Source organism: Deltaproteobacteria bacterium (assembly GCA_016930875.1).
In the GTDB taxonomy this organism is placed as follows: domain Bacteria; phylum Desulfobacterota; class Desulfobacteria; order Desulfobacterales.
This window is the reverse complement of the sequence record JAFGFW010000113.1, coordinates 1-15,703: the sequence shown is the minus strand read 5'-3', so window position 1 is coordinate 15,703 and position 15,703 is coordinate 1. Positions and strand designations below refer to the sequence as shown.

Below are 15,703 nucleotides of genomic sequence, written 5' to 3'. Positions count from 1 at the left end.
TCGAGTCATTCCAAGCCGTTTAGCCAAATCATGGATCTCAGATCATCACCCACTATGTAAAGTTACTTATTAATTTATGCCCTATTCCCCTTGTGCGCGTCGCACTTCTATCCCGACCCCTACTATCGTCCGTGCTCATTGTTGCCGCCTTGATTCAAACTGCTGCATGGTCAATGCCCGATGCAGTTCATAATCCGTGAGAACTTGCTTCTCGTTCAAGATCTCTCCCAGCTTTCTCTTCATCTTGTCCAAAGCCCACCTGATGTCTTGGTCCGTTGCGTGTCCCAGCTTCTTCAGTATGTCACCCAGCTTGCTGGAGAGCTTCTTTTGTAACTCCAGCGCCTGATTTAACTGTTGAGTCGTGATACGGCCCACCTGAACCAAAAGTGCACCCAGCCGCAACCTCTGTTCCGACAACCCCTTCTTGAGTTCTCCCTCCGTTACGTAACCGTGGGAAATCAGGACCTCACCGAATTTCGGTTTCTGTCCCTTTTTCCTGGGAGTATATTCAACCACCGCGTTTCGCCCTTCCTCTTTAGCTTGATAGAGAGCATGCTCTGCCACGGCAATTAAGTCGACAAAAGACTGATTCATGGCGCTATCATGCAACGTGATGCCAATACTTGCCGTGACATGAAATTCAGATCCCTTGTATTCAAACTCGTGTGATGCCACCATTTCCCTGAATTTTTTACATGCCGTGCGGACCTTTTCGAGCTGTGCGTTAGAGAATATGACTGCAAACTCGTCGCCTCCATAACGGCATATCAAATCACTGGCTCGAAAGCATTCCGTGAGCATCTTGCTAACGTCAACCAAAACCATATCCCCAGCAGAATAAGCATAAGTATCGTTGACTCTTTTGAAGTCATCCAAGTTCACTATGCACAGTACCAGAGAAGACTGATTTGTGCTGTCCCTTGCTACCTCACCTTCCAGGGTCTCCATGAAATGTCGTCGATTACAAAGCCCTGTCAAGTCATCTCTTGTGGACACCTCGGCCATTTTCTTGTGAGCCATCTTGACTTCTCTCTTGAGACGGGACTTCTCCAGCGCCTTATTGATACTTCTGGAAAGGGAGTCTTTGGTAACCTTGTGTTTTAGCAGATAGTCAGAGGCACCGGCCTTAATAAGCTGCGAGGCGGTCATTTCATCTCCTTTGCCGGTGATAACCACTACGGGTATTTCATCCCCTTTCTCGCCCATCTTGGTCAGGAAGTCCAGACCGTTGCCATCCGGAAGAATATGGTCCAGTAAGATCAGATCAAACTCGTCGCTTTCCAATACCTCCAAGGCCTCTTTAATGCCCCTTGCCCTGGACAGTCCAATTTGGTTGTAATCATCTGGAATATCCTTGATAATTTCAAAATCCCCGTCATCGTCTTCCACTGAAAGGAGCTTTATTCCTTGATCAATGTTTATGATAGAAGAGGTCCCAGCATACGGCTTTGTGTCGTAATGACGAATGTTCTGAATCTTTTTTACTATACCAGATATTCGTTCCCCGGCATTTTCTATCTTGGCCGCGTAATGAGCCAGTTTGTCAGGGTCATCTTTACCTGCCATCATCAGCTCAATGCCACACAAAAGGGTCATCAACGGCTGATTTAACTCATGGACTGTGGCTCCGGCCATCTGAAGCAGCACCTTAAGCCGCTCTTCTTCAATAAGCGCTTTCTGCTGCTCCAGGATTTTTCGATTGGCCGATCTTAATTCTTCTTCTGCCCGTTTCCGGCTGATGATATGACCCCACTCACGCAGGCCTCGCTCGGCTATGTGTGGCATGTCTGCCAGAGTTGCCTCAGACTTGACCACATAGTCCAAGGCCCCGTCTTTCATTGCCTCAACCGCCACCTGCTGGTCCCCATAGCTGGTGATCACTATAACTGGGAAAGAAAGGCTCTCCTTTTCGGAAGGCAGGAGTTCTGTCCCCAAGCCATCCGGCAACATCAAGTCAGTGATGACCAGGTCAGGCTGAAATCCTGCCAGCACTTCCCGTGCCTCATCTAGGCTGTACACTACTGTGAGATAAAACCGGTCGGCGTCGAATTCAAAGCTCTGCTGTACCAGCTCAGCATGAGCCTGTTCGTCTTCTATCAGTAGTATGTGGGCCGGTTCATTCATCGGTGTATCAAGATTGATGCCAGCAGGTCACGGGCGAGCTTGTTTGTTGTTAATCACTACCGTATGGTTCCATGTTAACCAGTAGGAGCCAATCTCATTGATCATTTGGGTGAACCTTTCAAAGTCAGCCGGTTTAACCAGGTAACCATTGGTGTGGTTATCATAGGCCGCGGCCACGTCAGTTTCTGCCTCAGAGGTAGTAAGTACTACTACCGGGATGCGGCGTAGCTCCTCTGCGGCTTTGATTTGTTTAAGCACTTCCAGGCCGCCAATGGTAGGAAGGTGTAGATCCAACAAAATAAGGTGTGGCCGGGGACTCTTCTCGGGTTCGCTGTAGTCGCCTCTCCGGAACACATAATCCAGTGCTGCCTCGCCGTCAGAGACATGATAGATTCTGTTTGCCCCCTGGTGATCTCGGAACATTTCCCTGATCAATTCGGCGTGATCACGGTCGTCATCAACTAGCAAGATGACCGGCGGCTTCTCATCCATCTTCACAGCCCTTCCCGTCACTTGGTTGACTTCCACACGGAAAACTAAAGCAAAAGGTGCTCCCCTGTCCAATGCCGTCCGATTCAACCCAGATCCGGCCGCCATGCACCTCCACAACCTTCTTGGCGATGGCCAGACCCGCTCCGCTGCCCTCGGTCTTTTGATCGAGTCTGTCAAACAAGCCAAAGATCTTCTCGTGGTACTTAGGGTCAATGCCCAGCCCGTTGTCCCTGACATATAAAACCGTCTCTCGGCCATCACAGCGGACCCCAATTTCAATACGCGGCTCGTGTTGATCACCCATATATTTGACGCCGTTGTCTATCAGGTTCTGAAACACTTGCTGGAGACGAATTCGATCTCCGTAAACCACAGGTAGATCAGAAGCTATATCTGTCTGCACGGCCCGCTCTTTGAGATGGCCGGATACCATCTTCACCGCTTCCTGCGCCAACTCATTCATCGGTACGGCTTCCGCCGGGTTCATAGAACGACCAATGCGGGACAGCTCCAGCAGTTGTTTTAACAACAACTCCATCTTGTCGGCACCATCCGAGATGCATTTGATGTCTCCCTTTATCCGTTCCACCTTACCTGAGTTCATGTGCTTTTCGAGCAAGCCAAGGAACCCCTTTATTGTTATGAGCGGAGTCATTAAATCATGGGAGACAGTGTAAGTAAACTGCTCCAACTCGGCATTCTTAGCCTCCATTTCCGCTATCAAGGCCTTTCGAGCCTCCTTCGCCCGCCTCGACTTCGTGACATCTCTAAAACTCCAGACCCGCCCCGCAACTTTCTCGTCCAGAATTAACGGCAACGAAAATCGTTCAAAAGTCCGACCGTCTTTGAACGAGAGCGTATCAAAGTCTTCTTCCGCTGTTTGGTATAGCCGCTTAACCTTTGAAAGGAACGCCTGTGGATCCATCAACTGATCCAGAACAAAGTTGAGCAAGCGCCTGTCGTCCCTTGTGTTGAGAATTTCTTCCGGTATATGCAACATCTCACCAAAACGTGCGTTCATGTGGGTAGCATGCCCTTCCTCATTCACGACAAGGATGCCATCCGCGGTCGCATCAAGCGTGGCCCTGATCAGTTCCTCACTGTGCCGCAGTGCCTTTTCTGCCTGCCTGCGGTCTGCCAGTTCTTTCTGAGCCTTCTGGTACAGCCTCACATTCTCCTTTCGCAGGCGTTGCCTTTCAACGACCTCTGCGACCTTAGAGGTCAGGTCGTCCATGTTCAAAGGCTTTGTTATGTAAGCTGACGCTCCCTCATTTAGGGCCTTGACTGCAGTTCCCAGAGAGGCATGGCCGGTGATTACGATCATCTCCATCTCAGGGCACTTTTTCTTCAAGGGCTTCAGCAGTTCTGTCCCTGCTTTATCAGGCAACTTAATGTCCAGAAGAGCTACATCGAAGGCTTGCTCCTGTACTTTTTCCAATGCCTGGCGCCCGGTCCCGATCATCTCAGCCCTATAGCCCTTGCTGCCAAATATGAACCCCAAAGTTTCGCGGACGCTCTCGTCATCGTCAACGATCAGTATGCTGGATTTGCCGTTTTCCTGCATGCTTCTCCACCTCGCTACTCACCCTCCTGAGGTTCCCCGACCACAAGATGGGTTCCTGGGGGTTCATCAAGAGGGTAAACCCCAATCCTTACCTTTAATTTACCGTGTTTGTTATCCTTCAAGAAAATGCTGTATCCCATCGAAAGCGAAGGGTCTTTCAATGCTCTCATCTTTATGTTGGAAATTACTTCTTCCAGTGAATCAGGATGCACTATCCGCTCAACACCCATGCCAGGCACATGCTTGCGTTGAATGCCGCACAGTTGTGAAAAATACTTATTGCCTCCCCACACGTGAAAACCCCTGTAAATTGCAGCAGGAATGCGGATCTGATGGATGAACTGCATCCGGGGAAGATAGGTCTCCACATAATATTGGCACTCACCGCATGACATTTTGCAATTCAAGTGATTGCTTCCATTGGCTGTGAAACATACGTTGAGCTTGTTGACGAACACCGCACACTCCTGGCAATTCTTCTCTTCAGAATCTTGCCAGTATTGCCAGCACTGTGGCATGGTTCTGAAACGCGGAACCTGGCCGTCTTTGCATAACAACTCTTCGGGCATCTTCCTCCCGGTGGATTGCATGAGAAGGAAGAGGTCATCAAGCGAAACTGAGTAGTTCCTGCCTGCACGAATGGCGGCAAGCTTCTTTGTTCTGATCCAATAACCCACTGTGCTGTGGGCAACCCCACACAACCATGCAACTTGAGCAACGGACAGTGTCTTTTTAGCGATAGTCACAGCAGAAATATCCTCCTTAGTTGATTTACTGACAGCTAGCTGAAAATCTTCAGCTTAATACAAGTTCGAAGTTCAAAGATTAGGCAACTTTTGTTTTTAGATAGGGTTTTTAAGCAATTTCCGTGCCATAAGCAACAAACAAGGCTTGAGATTCGCCACTAATATAGTAAACTCAACAGGTTAATACTAGCCATTCAGGTCAGTGGCTATGCTGCCAATCGCAAATACCGTCAAAGAATTGGCTATCATGCGGCATGGTTGAAGAAGCCTTTAGCTAAAGGAGATGCTTTGGCGGGACTAAACTAACTACGAATATCAGGGAGTATTACAGCAAGAACGCAAAACACAATCTTGCATTCTTGAATTTTGTCATGATCTTTACCGGATATTAGGTGATGCAAGGGAGGTGAAGTGTTTGGTCTTCAGGATCTCATCGACTAACCTGATTACGTCTTCCATCTTAAAGGGTTTGTAAAGGCAAGCATACGCATCATTGTTCAGGGCCTCTTGCACCAGGTCGGCCATTTCCTGCCGGTATGCAGTGATCATGACGGCCACCACCTCTGGCCTGATCGCTCTAATGGCCAGATAGGTCTCCAGGCCATTGATGGTTGGCAGCTTCATGTCGATGAAGGCGATGTCATGGGCCCTCTTCTTTACCATGGCAACAGCCTCTTCGCCAGTATGTGCGATGGCTACATTGTAGCCTTTCTCAAGCAAGACATATTTCAAGGTGGCACAGATCCCTGGATCGTCGTCAACCAGCAGAATGAAAGCCCCACGCTGGGCGGCCCTTGCTTGTTCGATGATTGCAAACACCTTTTCCATATCAAGAGGCTTGTAAATGACTCCGTAGGCTCCTTCTGCCAGCGCCTCGGCAACCAGGTCCTCTACGGCATAGGCGGTCATCATCACAACCGCAGTCTCTGGCCTGATCTCCTTCATTCTTCTGTATGTCTCCACGCCGTTCATGAGGGGCATCTTGATGTCCATGAAGACTATGTTAAAGGGCGTCTCTTTGACCTTTCCTATGGCCTCAGGCCCATCCTGCGCGGTGGTTACTCCATAGCCCTTCGCTCCCAGGATAAAGGACATGGTCTGATGTACGCTGACCCTGTCATCCACGATCAGGATGGTAGCTTTCTCTTCCATGCTGGTTCCCTTCTCCTGCGACTAAGGGCAGTCCGACTGTGAAGGTGGTGCCTTCTCCTGCCTCACTTTCTACCTCGATGGTGCCTCCATTCCTCTCAACCAGGATCTTGGTGAGCGCCAGGCCCAAACCAATGCCCCTGGCCTTAGTTGTAAAGAGCGGCTCAAAGACCTTTGCGAGGTTTTCCTCAGGGATGCCGGCACCGGTGTCTTCCACGCGGATGGCCACTTGTTCCGGGCTTTCCACTTGAGACTTGACCGTCAAGCGTCCCCCTTCGGGCATGGCCTGGGCTGCGTTGAGGATAAGGTTTCCAAAGACTTGACTGAGTTGATCGGGATCGCCCGGGATGGCCGGCAACCCATCGTCCAGTTCTCTCACCACCTCGATATTCTTCGGCACGGTGTTGCGAGACAGCGCTTCTTCAACGATCTCGTTGATGTCAACCTTCTGAATGGTGGGAGCCTTCGGACGAGTAAAGTCAAGAAGACTACTGATGATTTTCTCGGATGTTCCCACCTCCTTGTTCAGAATCTCCAATGTTGCCTTTACCTTGGGCTCGGGTTCCTTCAGGGTCATATTCAGAAAGTAAGCCGCGTTCTTGAGGGCAGTCAATGGGTTGCGCAGTTCGTGGCCCACACCTCCGGCCAGCTGTCCCAGAATGGCCAGTTTCTCTTTGCGGATAAGCTCGTCCTGGGCCTCTCGGAGGGCATCTTCTGCCCGCTTCTTCCTCAACACTGCTACAATAGCAACGGATAAGGCCTCAGCGGCTTCCTGATCAGAGGCGTCATATCCCGATTCTTTGTTGCCTAAGCCAATCATGCCGATGATCTTTCCTTCATGCTTCAAGGGAACACCCAGAAAAGCGGTTGTCTCGGGATGACCCTCGAGGGTGCCCACCCGGTCAGGATGCGTTGCCATTTCATCTTTGTTGACAATCCGCGACTTCCCCTCCCTTATTGTTGATCGGTCAATTGCGCGGATTTCCATATTCTCAATCGCTCTCACAGCTTCGGAATCCGGCATTTCGCACGGATTCCATCCTGGATCGCTGATCGCGATTTTATCCATAAGGCCCGCTGAGTTGAGTTCACCGAGAAAACCGAACTTGCTGTCGGTCAGCTTCTCGGCCACAGCAAGACATTTCTTGCCCAATTCTTCTTCGGTTTCGCACGTCATCGCTTCTTGGAATACTTCGTTGATAGAGTGAAGCAATTCATTTGCCCGCTTGCGCTCAGTGATGTCCTCAAGGGCCAGAAGGATAAACTGAGTCTCCTTGGCTTCTATGCACATCTGTCGGGCGTTGAGCAGCATGGCCCTGCGCCCGATCGTCTCAAAGTCATGCTCCACCTCGAAGTCGTCAAAGACGCTGCTCTTGGGGAGAATCTGCTCCAGTAACTCCCGTAGCTTGGGAATGTCCCACTCTCGGTTGCCCAAATCGTAGAATAACCGCCCATTGGTCTCCTCTGGTGTTGCCTGGAAGATCTCGTAGAAGGATCGGCTGGCCGAGATCACCCGCAGGTCAACATCCAGCACAACCAGCGGCTCACGCACTGTATCCACAATAGTCTGTGCGTATTCAAGAGCCTCTTGAGCGGCTTGCTTCGATTGCCTGATTTCTGATATATTTACGAAGTTAATAACAACCCCGTCAATCACATTCTCTGTTGTTCGATATGGCAAGATCCGCATCAAAAACCAGTCACCGCGACTGTCTTGCAGCTCTATCTCCTTTTGAACCAATGTCTTGAGCACTTCTCTTGCATCTTTTTCTGTCTGGTCATAGTTGATTCTTGTGGTGATATCGCTGATGGGCCGACCAAGATCTGTCTGGATAAGATTAAATATTTGCGTCATGGCAGGGGTAAAACGCTTAATGCAAAGCTCGGTATCCAAAAAGATGGTCCCGATCTCCGTGCTGGCAAACAGATTGTGGATGTCATTGTTGGCTTGAGACAATTCTTCCACCTTTTTTTGAAGTTCCGTGTTTACCGTTACCAGTTCCTCATTGGTGGATTGCAGTTCCTCTTTTGATGTTTCCAGTTCCTCGTTCGTGCTCTGCAACTCCTCGTTCACCGACTGCAACTCTTCATTGGTGGATTTGAGTTCTTCATTGGAGGTTTCCATCTCTTCGATGGTCGCCTGAAGATGCTCCTTGGTAGACTCCAGCTCCCGTTCAAGGCTTACTAAGACCGGGGCAGCGCCATCCTCGGCTACCTTTTTGGTCTTTTTCCCAGCAGGCTCCTCAGCAGGTGTCTTATCATCAAACATTACAAGCAGATAAGCTGGTGTAATGCTTGCCTCTGTCAGGGGCCTGACCGTCAGGTCAACAATTCGATACTTACCATTGTGCTTAATTCGCAGGGCATTATATGAGATGGTCTTTTTCTGCTTCATAGCGTTATTAAGCGCGGTAGCCAGCTTGAATCGTAGACCTTCACGGGCCATCTTTGTTATATTAAAACTAGCTTTGCCAGTGGGAGGCTCTAAGTACATGTCAGTTTTACCCATGAAATGAACAATCTCGTATCTTTCATTAACTAAAACGCCTGGCGGGGCATAGTTTTCTAGGATTACCCTTTCAGCCACTTCATGGATATCAGCCTCGGCGGGCACCCTCTTGTCTTCGGCTTCACCGAATGAAGGCCGATGGTGAAAAGGCATCTCGGGATACTCCCTGGGCCGTTCGACAACAACGTCTTTGCGTTTAAAGATCTTCCATTTGTTATCAACAGGCCAGAAAAGGTCTGTAAACTCTCCGATGCTCTCAGAGGGGCCCAAGAAAAGAATCCCTCCTTGATTCAAAGTGTAATGGCATAGGGACAATACCTTTTTTTGCAACTGCGTATCCATATAGATGAGTAGATTCCTGCAACTCAAAAGGTCTATTTTAGAAAATGGAGGATCTTTAATGACGTTTTGAACCGCGAACACGATCCTCTCTCTGATCTGCTCCCTGGCCTTGTAAGTATTATCCTCTTTCACAAAAAACTGACGTAATCTCCCCTGTGATACATCTGCGGCAATACTATCCGGATATATGCCGGTACGGGCATGTTCTATGGCTTGGGCGTCAATATCACTGGCAAAAATCTGAACATCAAAAGATTGTTTCAGCATATCCATGGCTTCTGACAAGAGAATGGCCATTGAATAGGCCTCTTCGCCGGTTGAACAACCCTGAACCCAGACACGGATAGGAAAATCATCCTGCTTGGCGTTTAACAAAGGAGGGAGCGCCTTTTCTTTCAAAACCTCAAATGCATCAGGGTCTCTGAAAAAATTGGTCACCCCGATGAGCATGTCTTTGAAAAGGATATCTGTTTCGGCCGGGATTTCTTGTAAATATTTGACATAATGTGATATCTTATCGATCTGGTGGACAGCCATGCGTCGTTCGATCCTCCGGCGAATGGTCGTCTGCTTGTAATGGGAAAGATCGTGTCCCGTGGCTCTGCGAATCAGGGCAAAGATTTCTTGAACATACTCTGGGAACTGGTCATCAGTGACTTCGATTCTCTTGGGGACTCGAATGAAGGGAGCCTTCACGTATCTTACAAGTGCACCCGGAATCTTTTCCACAGGCAGAATAAAGTCTACAATCCCGGTAGCAATGGCGCTTCTGGGCATGCCATCGTACTTAGCAGAATCCGGATCCTGAACCATGCCAATGCCACCTTCGCCCTTGACCGCCTTTAGGCCTAAGGTGCCATCAGTTGCAGTGCCAGAAAGGATAATGCAGATTGCCTTCTCAGCCAGGTCTTGAGCCATGGATTTGAAAAAGCAATCAATCGGCAGATTGATGCCATCGGTTTTTACGAGATCAATTAATTGGAGCGTGCGATTTATGATCACCACATTCTTGTTCGGAGGGTTCAGATACACACGGTTTGGCTGAATGCGAACACTATCTTTCAGCTCTGAAACCTGCATTTTTGTACATTTTGATAGAATGGAGCTCATAATGCTTTTGTGCCTGGGGCTTAGATGTTGGATTACTACAAAGGCTATGTTGCTATCCGAGGGCATATGGGTAAAAAAGGTCTCAAGTGCCTCCAGGCCACCCGCAGATGCACCTATGCCGACGACGGGAAAGCCGGTCGCTTCTTCCCTGGCACGAGATGGGGATTGCTTAGTGGGTGTGGTTTTGGTGGCAGCAGTGAGCTTTGCCGTCCCCTTGGTTTTGCCAGGGGCCTTGACAGTGGCTCTCTTTTTCTTGGCTGTTTCCTTCTTCTTTGCTGGCATGACAAATACCTTTCTTTGTATCACTTTAGCGTTATGAAACAAACAGCTTAATACAAGCTTCAACGGCGGTCAAATTTTAATTCGTGTAACTGTGTAAGCGTATTAGTGAGCGTTAAGAAAGAACAGGCGGCCGGTAGATCGTTTTTGAATGCAGAACAAAGCGCAAAGCTTCGACTAATGATGTCCGCCATATGAATGACCGCCTGAGATGAGATATACTGCTTCTGAATCAGAGGCATTTTCGAGCCAGACGGTTTCATCTCCTCTAAGATGAATGGCCTGCCCCTCTTTAACTACTCCTTCATTGTAACCGGTAAGCACAAAATCACCCTTGATTGCAAGAAAAAATTCTTCATGGCCTTTACCTGGTTTCAATTCCCTTCCCTTCTCATGCGCTTTCATCATGCCGTAAATCACATAGCATGCATGGCTTCCTGTTTGTTCAGCGCCCAGTATGTATTCGCCAGAGTCGCCAACGTTGCCTTTAACCTCGAAGACTGTCATGTGATGCCTCCATTCGTCTTAGAATTAGCGTTTTTCCCTCTGCCGAAAAGCGAGCAGCAGCGGTTCCGGGTTAGGGTATGCTTTAAGGTGATTGCTCTTCATGGGTGGAGTTGGGGATCGGGATAGAAATACGGCGCGCGCAACATTAGGCGGAGAGTTTCCGACAGGCGCCCTTTCGGTATGTGCAGCGGGTTCCTAGTTCCACCATAGCTCACGTTTCCGCAAGCCCCCCTTTTCATCCCGGACGGTCGGATTTGCGGCGTTCGCCTTGAGAACAGTACCCGAGTCCGGTTGGCGACCTTGGCTTTCCCCAATAGGCCTTCCCTATTATCGTAGCATTTACTGCTACCTAAACAGGCATTACCCTGTCCTCATAGCTCATACAGGCTCATGGGCCAGACCAAAACCCTCTCACTTCCTTCAGCCTTAGCTTCGTCAGTGGGTCTTTGCAGGTTGTTACCAGTCCCTGCTGGGAGATGGCCCTTCCCGGCGTTATCTCCGCAGTCCTTGTATGGATGCTTGGACCCCTACCACGCAACGCCTCTTCGGTGCATATACCCCTTTCTTCCCGAAGAGCTTCGGCCTCACCTCAGAGTAGACAGGTTCGGCGCGTTGATTTCTCGCCGCAATGCAACTTCCACGACGCGGAGTTTTTCGATGCTGCAGTTCCGCCTCAGGCGGATTCAAGCTCCCATACTTGCTAGACCCCCCGGTTGCACCCACCGCTTAGAATCCTCCTAAGGGCGGCCGGGCCGTTTACACCACGCAATGGACATGAGGTTTCCCTTCATGAACTGTGGTATCGCTACATGCCTGATTCGGGCAATTGACATGGCGGAACTTTCATCCGCTGGACTGCGGCCTTGCCGGCCGCTACCCTACTCCTTACTCCGCAGAGGACTTGTCTTCAACTTCAATCACACGAAAACTCACCTCCTACTCCATGCCGCTTTTAACCAGCGCTTTCCCAGCGTCCCCTTTCTCGCAGGCATTCTCCATTCTCTCGTCCCCATTCTCTTCTCAATTCCATTCTCGATTACTTTTGAAGTTTGGCTTCTAATTCCGCAATCCAAAATCGCTGAACCTCTGTTCGCTCACGTGAAAGAATTGACAACTGTCCTTAATCGTTATAATTATAAATGCTGTCGAACTTTCTTAACAGAAGTCTTCCGCCGAAATGTGGCAGGCCGATCTATTGAAGGGCAAAGGAATGTGGTATTATTTCATAATAGTTTATCGGACACGAGGTTGATTTCATGAAGCGGAGTCTCGTTATCCTTCACGTTTGAACAGGCTTCACGAACTAAACTTCTGATTAAGATGAATCTGAAATCGGCCACCACTTGTTATTTTAGAGGAGGGAAAATGGAACAATTACACAAACAATTCTTAGTGGATGCATCAGGCAAGAAAACGGCTGTTGTCCTTCCCCTTGAGGAATATGAAGAACTTCTTGAGGATCTTCATGACCTGGCAGTCATTGCAGAACGAAAGGATGAGCCAACTATTAGTTTTGGCGAACTTAAGAAAAGGTTGAAGACTGATGGCCTCATTTGAAGCAAGCCATCGCATCCGTGGGGACTATCACATAATATATCAAATTGATACGAAACAGAAAACCATTACTATTTATCATGTTCGTCATAGAAAGGACGTGTATAAAAGGTAAAATAGCGGCCGACTTCAGACAATACGGCGCAGACGGCTAATCCCCGGATTACTTCCCAACTTCGTTTCTGCCGGTAACGGTAGGCTAATGTCTCCTAAGTTGAGGCTCTATGACAAGGAAAAAGATACTGAACCGCTACTTGAAGGCCGTCACCGATGTCGCTATCCAGGGGGACGCACGTGAGGAAAGCTTTTACTCCTGTCTGGAAACGCTCCTTCAGCAGTTCGCCGCATCCAGCGGCAGAAGCCAAGTTCACGTAACTACTCTACCGAAGAAGACCGAGGCCGGCAATCCGGATTTCCGGGTGTGGAACGGCCAAGACCAGATTACCGGCTACATTGAGGCCAAGAAACCGATACATCTACGCTGTCCTTTATGCGGATACTTATCGCGAGAAGTACACACAATTTCTCAAGATCGATTTCCCTCGAATCCCCTTCACCACAGACTTTGCGCTCTTCAAAACCTTGGCTAAGCTGGGGAGGCGTCTGGTGGACTTGCATCTCCTGAGGTCAAAAGAGCTCGACCCACCAGTAGCCCGCTTCCAAGGCCAGGGAGACAACCGTGTCGCTCGAACCAAAAGCAAGGGATTTTTCTATGAGCCCAAAGAGGATCGCGTCTACATCAACAAAACCCAGTATTTCGAACCGGTCCCCTTGGAGCTGTGGGAATACCAGATCGGCGGCTATCAAGTGTTAGCAAAGTGGCTCAAGGATCGCAGGGACCGGGTACTCACCTTGGATGAGATCAAGACTTATTGCCGGGTGGTAACAGCCATTCAGCGAACCATCTCCTTGCAGGAAGAGATCGACGCCCTTTATCCACAAACCGAGGCCCAGATCGTCAAAATATGTGATTAGTGAATTGGATATGGTCGTTCTTACGCATGACATTGACAGATACGGGCTTAAATAATGCGACATAGGAGCAGTCGTGCACCGCTACAGGCATGGCGAGGCCTTCGAAGTTGAGTGTGTGACCGCTGATGGCAGGACAATAGCACTGGTCACGCTCGACCGAGAGACCATTCGACCTGCCGGCGGATCTTTCAGGATGACGCCGACCCGGATGATTCCGTCAACAGGCTGGACAAGATCTTGAAGGAGAGTTCAACGCCTTGATACGATTTGGGGGTATTGTGTAAAGCAGGAAATGGGATCGGACCGGGGAGACTCTCTGCGCGGTCAGAAATGTGGTTTCTGGCGGTTTCGATAGGCATAACAAATCTGCGATAGAATCGTCGAATTAGCGGTCAGAGATCTTGCAAGGAACTGTGTGTTTTGAGAATCCATGTTTTTTGACAGCAATATCAAACAGATATGTCTACAGCCCCTTTTTAATTCCCAAATGGGATTTGGTATGTTTTCTATAAAAAAATCAGGGAATAAGGCTGAAAGATCGTGGCAAGCTTCATCCTAAGCCTTCCGAGATCGAGCCCAACATATGGTGTAGGTCAACCATCCACGTAGAGCCGCTTTCCCCTCTATATTTGTGAGTTCTTTAGCCCTGCCTCCGCTCCAGTTCATCAGTTAACCTCATTTCCACCTCGGAAACACTGTACGTACCAGCGCTCAAGCATCTAAACCTGCCGTTGCCTAACGTCAAAAATGTGACAAATCAGGATCGTCTTAATCCAGTTACCCCTCACTTTGATGCCCCGATCCCGCAACGACGAACTCTCAATTTTATATGGAATTACAGAAGAGTACTGCCATCAAGTATTTTTGGCATTATTCTTGCGGGAGGACGGTATAGTGTTTTCTCATTCAAATCATTGTCACGAGGTGAAACACCAACAAACATTTTCATGTAGAACCTCAAGTAAGGAGAAATGATCATGGCAGTAGAAGTTTTGGATACCCTCGGTATGAAGTGCCCTCAGCCGGTTCTGAAGATAGCCGTGAAGGCCCCGGACATGAAACAAGGTGATATTTTGGAAGTCCTGGGAGACTGCCCGACCTTTGAGAAAGATGTGCGCACCTGGTGCGAGCGGCTGGGCAAGGTCTTCCTTTCGGTAAAGGATGAAGGGGCAAACAAGAAAAAGATCCAGATAAGATTCTAGAGTATTACCATCGTTCAGCAACGGAGTCAGAACCAACTGTTAGGAATTGCCTGAAGTCGGAGTACGGACATAACTCGGCATCTTCGTTTTCACGATTATTGTAGACGAGGGAGATAAACGGATTGTGGTGATGTGTTTGTAATCGGAGAAATTAAATAATGCCTAAACTAGCAATCACAGTGAATGGTTCCGCTCCAAGTAATGTATTTCCAGCCTTCATCATTGGTTCTTCAGCAGTTGCGTCCGGGGATGACTTAGTCTTATTTTTTACACCCGCTGGTTCACTGGCGCTGTTAAAAGGAGAGCTGGAGAAGATGAGCAAAGTCAAAGGATTGCCTGATTTAGTTGAATTATACGATGGAGTGGTGAGCCTGGGTGGCAAGATATATTTATGCGGACTGGCCTTGGAGGCAAAGGATTTAAAGAAAGAGGATTTCAGAGAAAGCGTTGAGATAATAGGCGCAACTACATTCTTGAATGAAATTAAAAATGCTACTGTTACATTCTCTTTCTGACACCTGGCTTGAGGGGAAACGTTACAAACTCAATTGCTGTCCTAGACCTGCCGGAATCCATGACAAAAATGCAGGGAAGAGTGTATATGGGACTGACTAACGCTCGACGCATTAGATCGAAGTATATGCTAGGAATCTTTATTGGCTTATGGGTCAACGAGATTCAAGATTCGATTCAGAGTTAGTAGGAGGCAAAATCATGAAAACGGTACTGAGGTTGCAATCCGAAAAATTCAAATTATCGTTGATTGCCATCCTCCTGCCCACCGCCTGCTTTTTGACATACTATTTTCATGCGGTACTCGGAACTGGTGCTGTTGTTACGCATTTTTACTATATTCCAAGCATATTGGCATGTCTTTGGTGGAAAAGAAAAGGCTTACTTGTACCCGTGTTGTTGGCAGCTCTTTTGATTTTGAGCCACATTTTTCTGCGAGTGCAGGTGCCTACGTTAAATGATTACTCAAGAGCTTTCATGCTCATAGTGGTCGCCATAGTAGTGGCTATGCTGAGTGAGAAGATGGCGAAGACACAGGAGGCCCTGCGGGAGAGCGAAGAGGAATCCCAAAACACCAGCATGGAGTTGGCCCTGGGCTTGTCCGAGGTTTTCGAGGCGTTAAAACGGATTTCTTCAG

13 protein-coding genes and 1 pseudogene are annotated in these 15,703 nt (G+C 48.7%); 7 read left to right on the top strand and 7 right to left on the bottom strand.

The annotated features are described in order from the left end of the window. Window positions 1–135: 135 nt before the first annotated feature. From JW883_10240 to JW883_10210, 7 genes are all read right to left on the bottom strand, one after another. Window positions 136–2,124 carry a diguanylate cyclase gene (locus JW883_10240; GenBank protein ID MBN1842644.1) on the bottom strand — a complete coding sequence of 663 codons (1,989 nt, stop codon included), beginning with the start codon at window positions 2,122–2,124 and terminating at the stop codon, window positions 136–138. A gap of 27 nt (window positions 2,125–2,151) precedes the next feature. Beyond that, a complete protein-coding gene (locus JW883_10235) occupies window positions 2,152–2,616 on the bottom strand; it encodes a response regulator (GenBank protein ID MBN1842643.1) in 465 nt (154 codons plus the stop codon). Beyond that, window positions 2,609–4,180, bottom strand: a complete 1,572-nt coding sequence (locus tag JW883_10230; protein MBN1842642.1) for a response regulator — start codon at window positions 4,178–4,180, stop codon at window positions 2,609–2,611. Before JW883_10230 ends, JW883_10235 begins: the two co-directional genes overlap by 8 nt. Before the next feature lie 14 nt (window positions 4,181–4,194). Further along, a complete protein-coding gene (locus JW883_10225) occupies window positions 4,195–4,926 on the bottom strand; it encodes a helix-turn-helix domain-containing protein (protein MBN1842641.1) in 732 nt (243 codons plus the stop codon). Window positions 4,927–5,304: 378 nt separating this feature from the next. Next, entirely contained in the window at window positions 5,305–6,078 is a 774-nt protein-coding gene (locus JW883_10220) for a response regulator (protein MBN1842640.1), read from the bottom strand. Beyond that, entirely contained in the window at window positions 6,044–10,318 is a 4,275-nt protein-coding gene (locus tag JW883_10215; GenBank protein MBN1842639.1) for a PAS domain-containing protein, read from the bottom strand. Before JW883_10215 ends, JW883_10220 begins: the two co-directional genes overlap by 35 nt. A gap of 174 nt (window positions 10,319–10,492) precedes the next feature. Beyond that, window positions 10,493–10,822 (bottom strand): hypothetical protein, encoded by a 330-nt coding sequence (locus JW883_10210; protein MBN1842638.1) that lies wholly within the window; start codon window positions 10,820–10,822, stop codon window positions 10,493–10,495. Between the two features lie 1,365 nt (window positions 10,823–12,187). On the opposite strand from JW883_10210, the gene JW883_10205 reads away from it, so the two are divergent. From JW883_10205 to JW883_10175, 7 genes and pseudogenes are all read left to right on the top strand, one after another. After that, complete coding sequence (locus JW883_10205; protein ID MBN1842637.1) at window positions 12,188–12,379, top strand: hypothetical protein; 192 nt, start codon at window positions 12,188–12,190, stop codon at window positions 12,377–12,379. Further along, window positions 12,366–12,491: a type II toxin-antitoxin system RelE/ParE family toxin gene (locus tag JW883_10200; protein MBN1842636.1), complete on the top strand. Its 126-nt coding sequence runs from the start codon at window positions 12,366–12,368 to the stop codon at window positions 12,489–12,491. Before JW883_10205 ends, JW883_10200 begins: the two co-directional genes overlap by 14 nt. A 338-nt stretch (window positions 12,492–12,829) precedes the next feature. After that, entirely contained in the window at window positions 12,830–13,351 is a 522-nt protein-coding gene (locus JW883_10195) for a hypothetical protein (GenBank protein MBN1842635.1), read from the top strand. Continuing rightward, window positions 13,344–13,592: pseudogene (locus JW883_10190) on the top strand (DUF4926 domain-containing protein). The gene JW883_10195 and the pseudogene JW883_10190 overlap by 8 nt, the downstream one beginning before the upstream one ends. Before the next feature lie 736 nt (window positions 13,593–14,328). After that, window positions 14,329–14,553 carry a sulfurtransferase TusA family protein gene (locus JW883_10185; protein MBN1842634.1) on the top strand — a complete coding sequence of 75 codons (225 nt, stop codon included), beginning with the start codon at window positions 14,329–14,331 and terminating at the stop codon, window positions 14,551–14,553. Between the two features lie 155 nt (window positions 14,554–14,708). Next, complete coding sequence (locus JW883_10180; protein MBN1842633.1) at window positions 14,709–15,068, top strand: DsrE/DsrF/DrsH-like family protein; 360 nt, start codon at window positions 14,709–14,711, stop codon at window positions 15,066–15,068. A 199-nt stretch (window positions 15,069–15,267) separates the two neighbouring features. Further along, on the top strand, window positions 15,268–15,703 hold a 436-nt coding region (locus tag JW883_10175; GenBank protein MBN1842632.1), incomplete at its 3' end, for a hypothetical protein.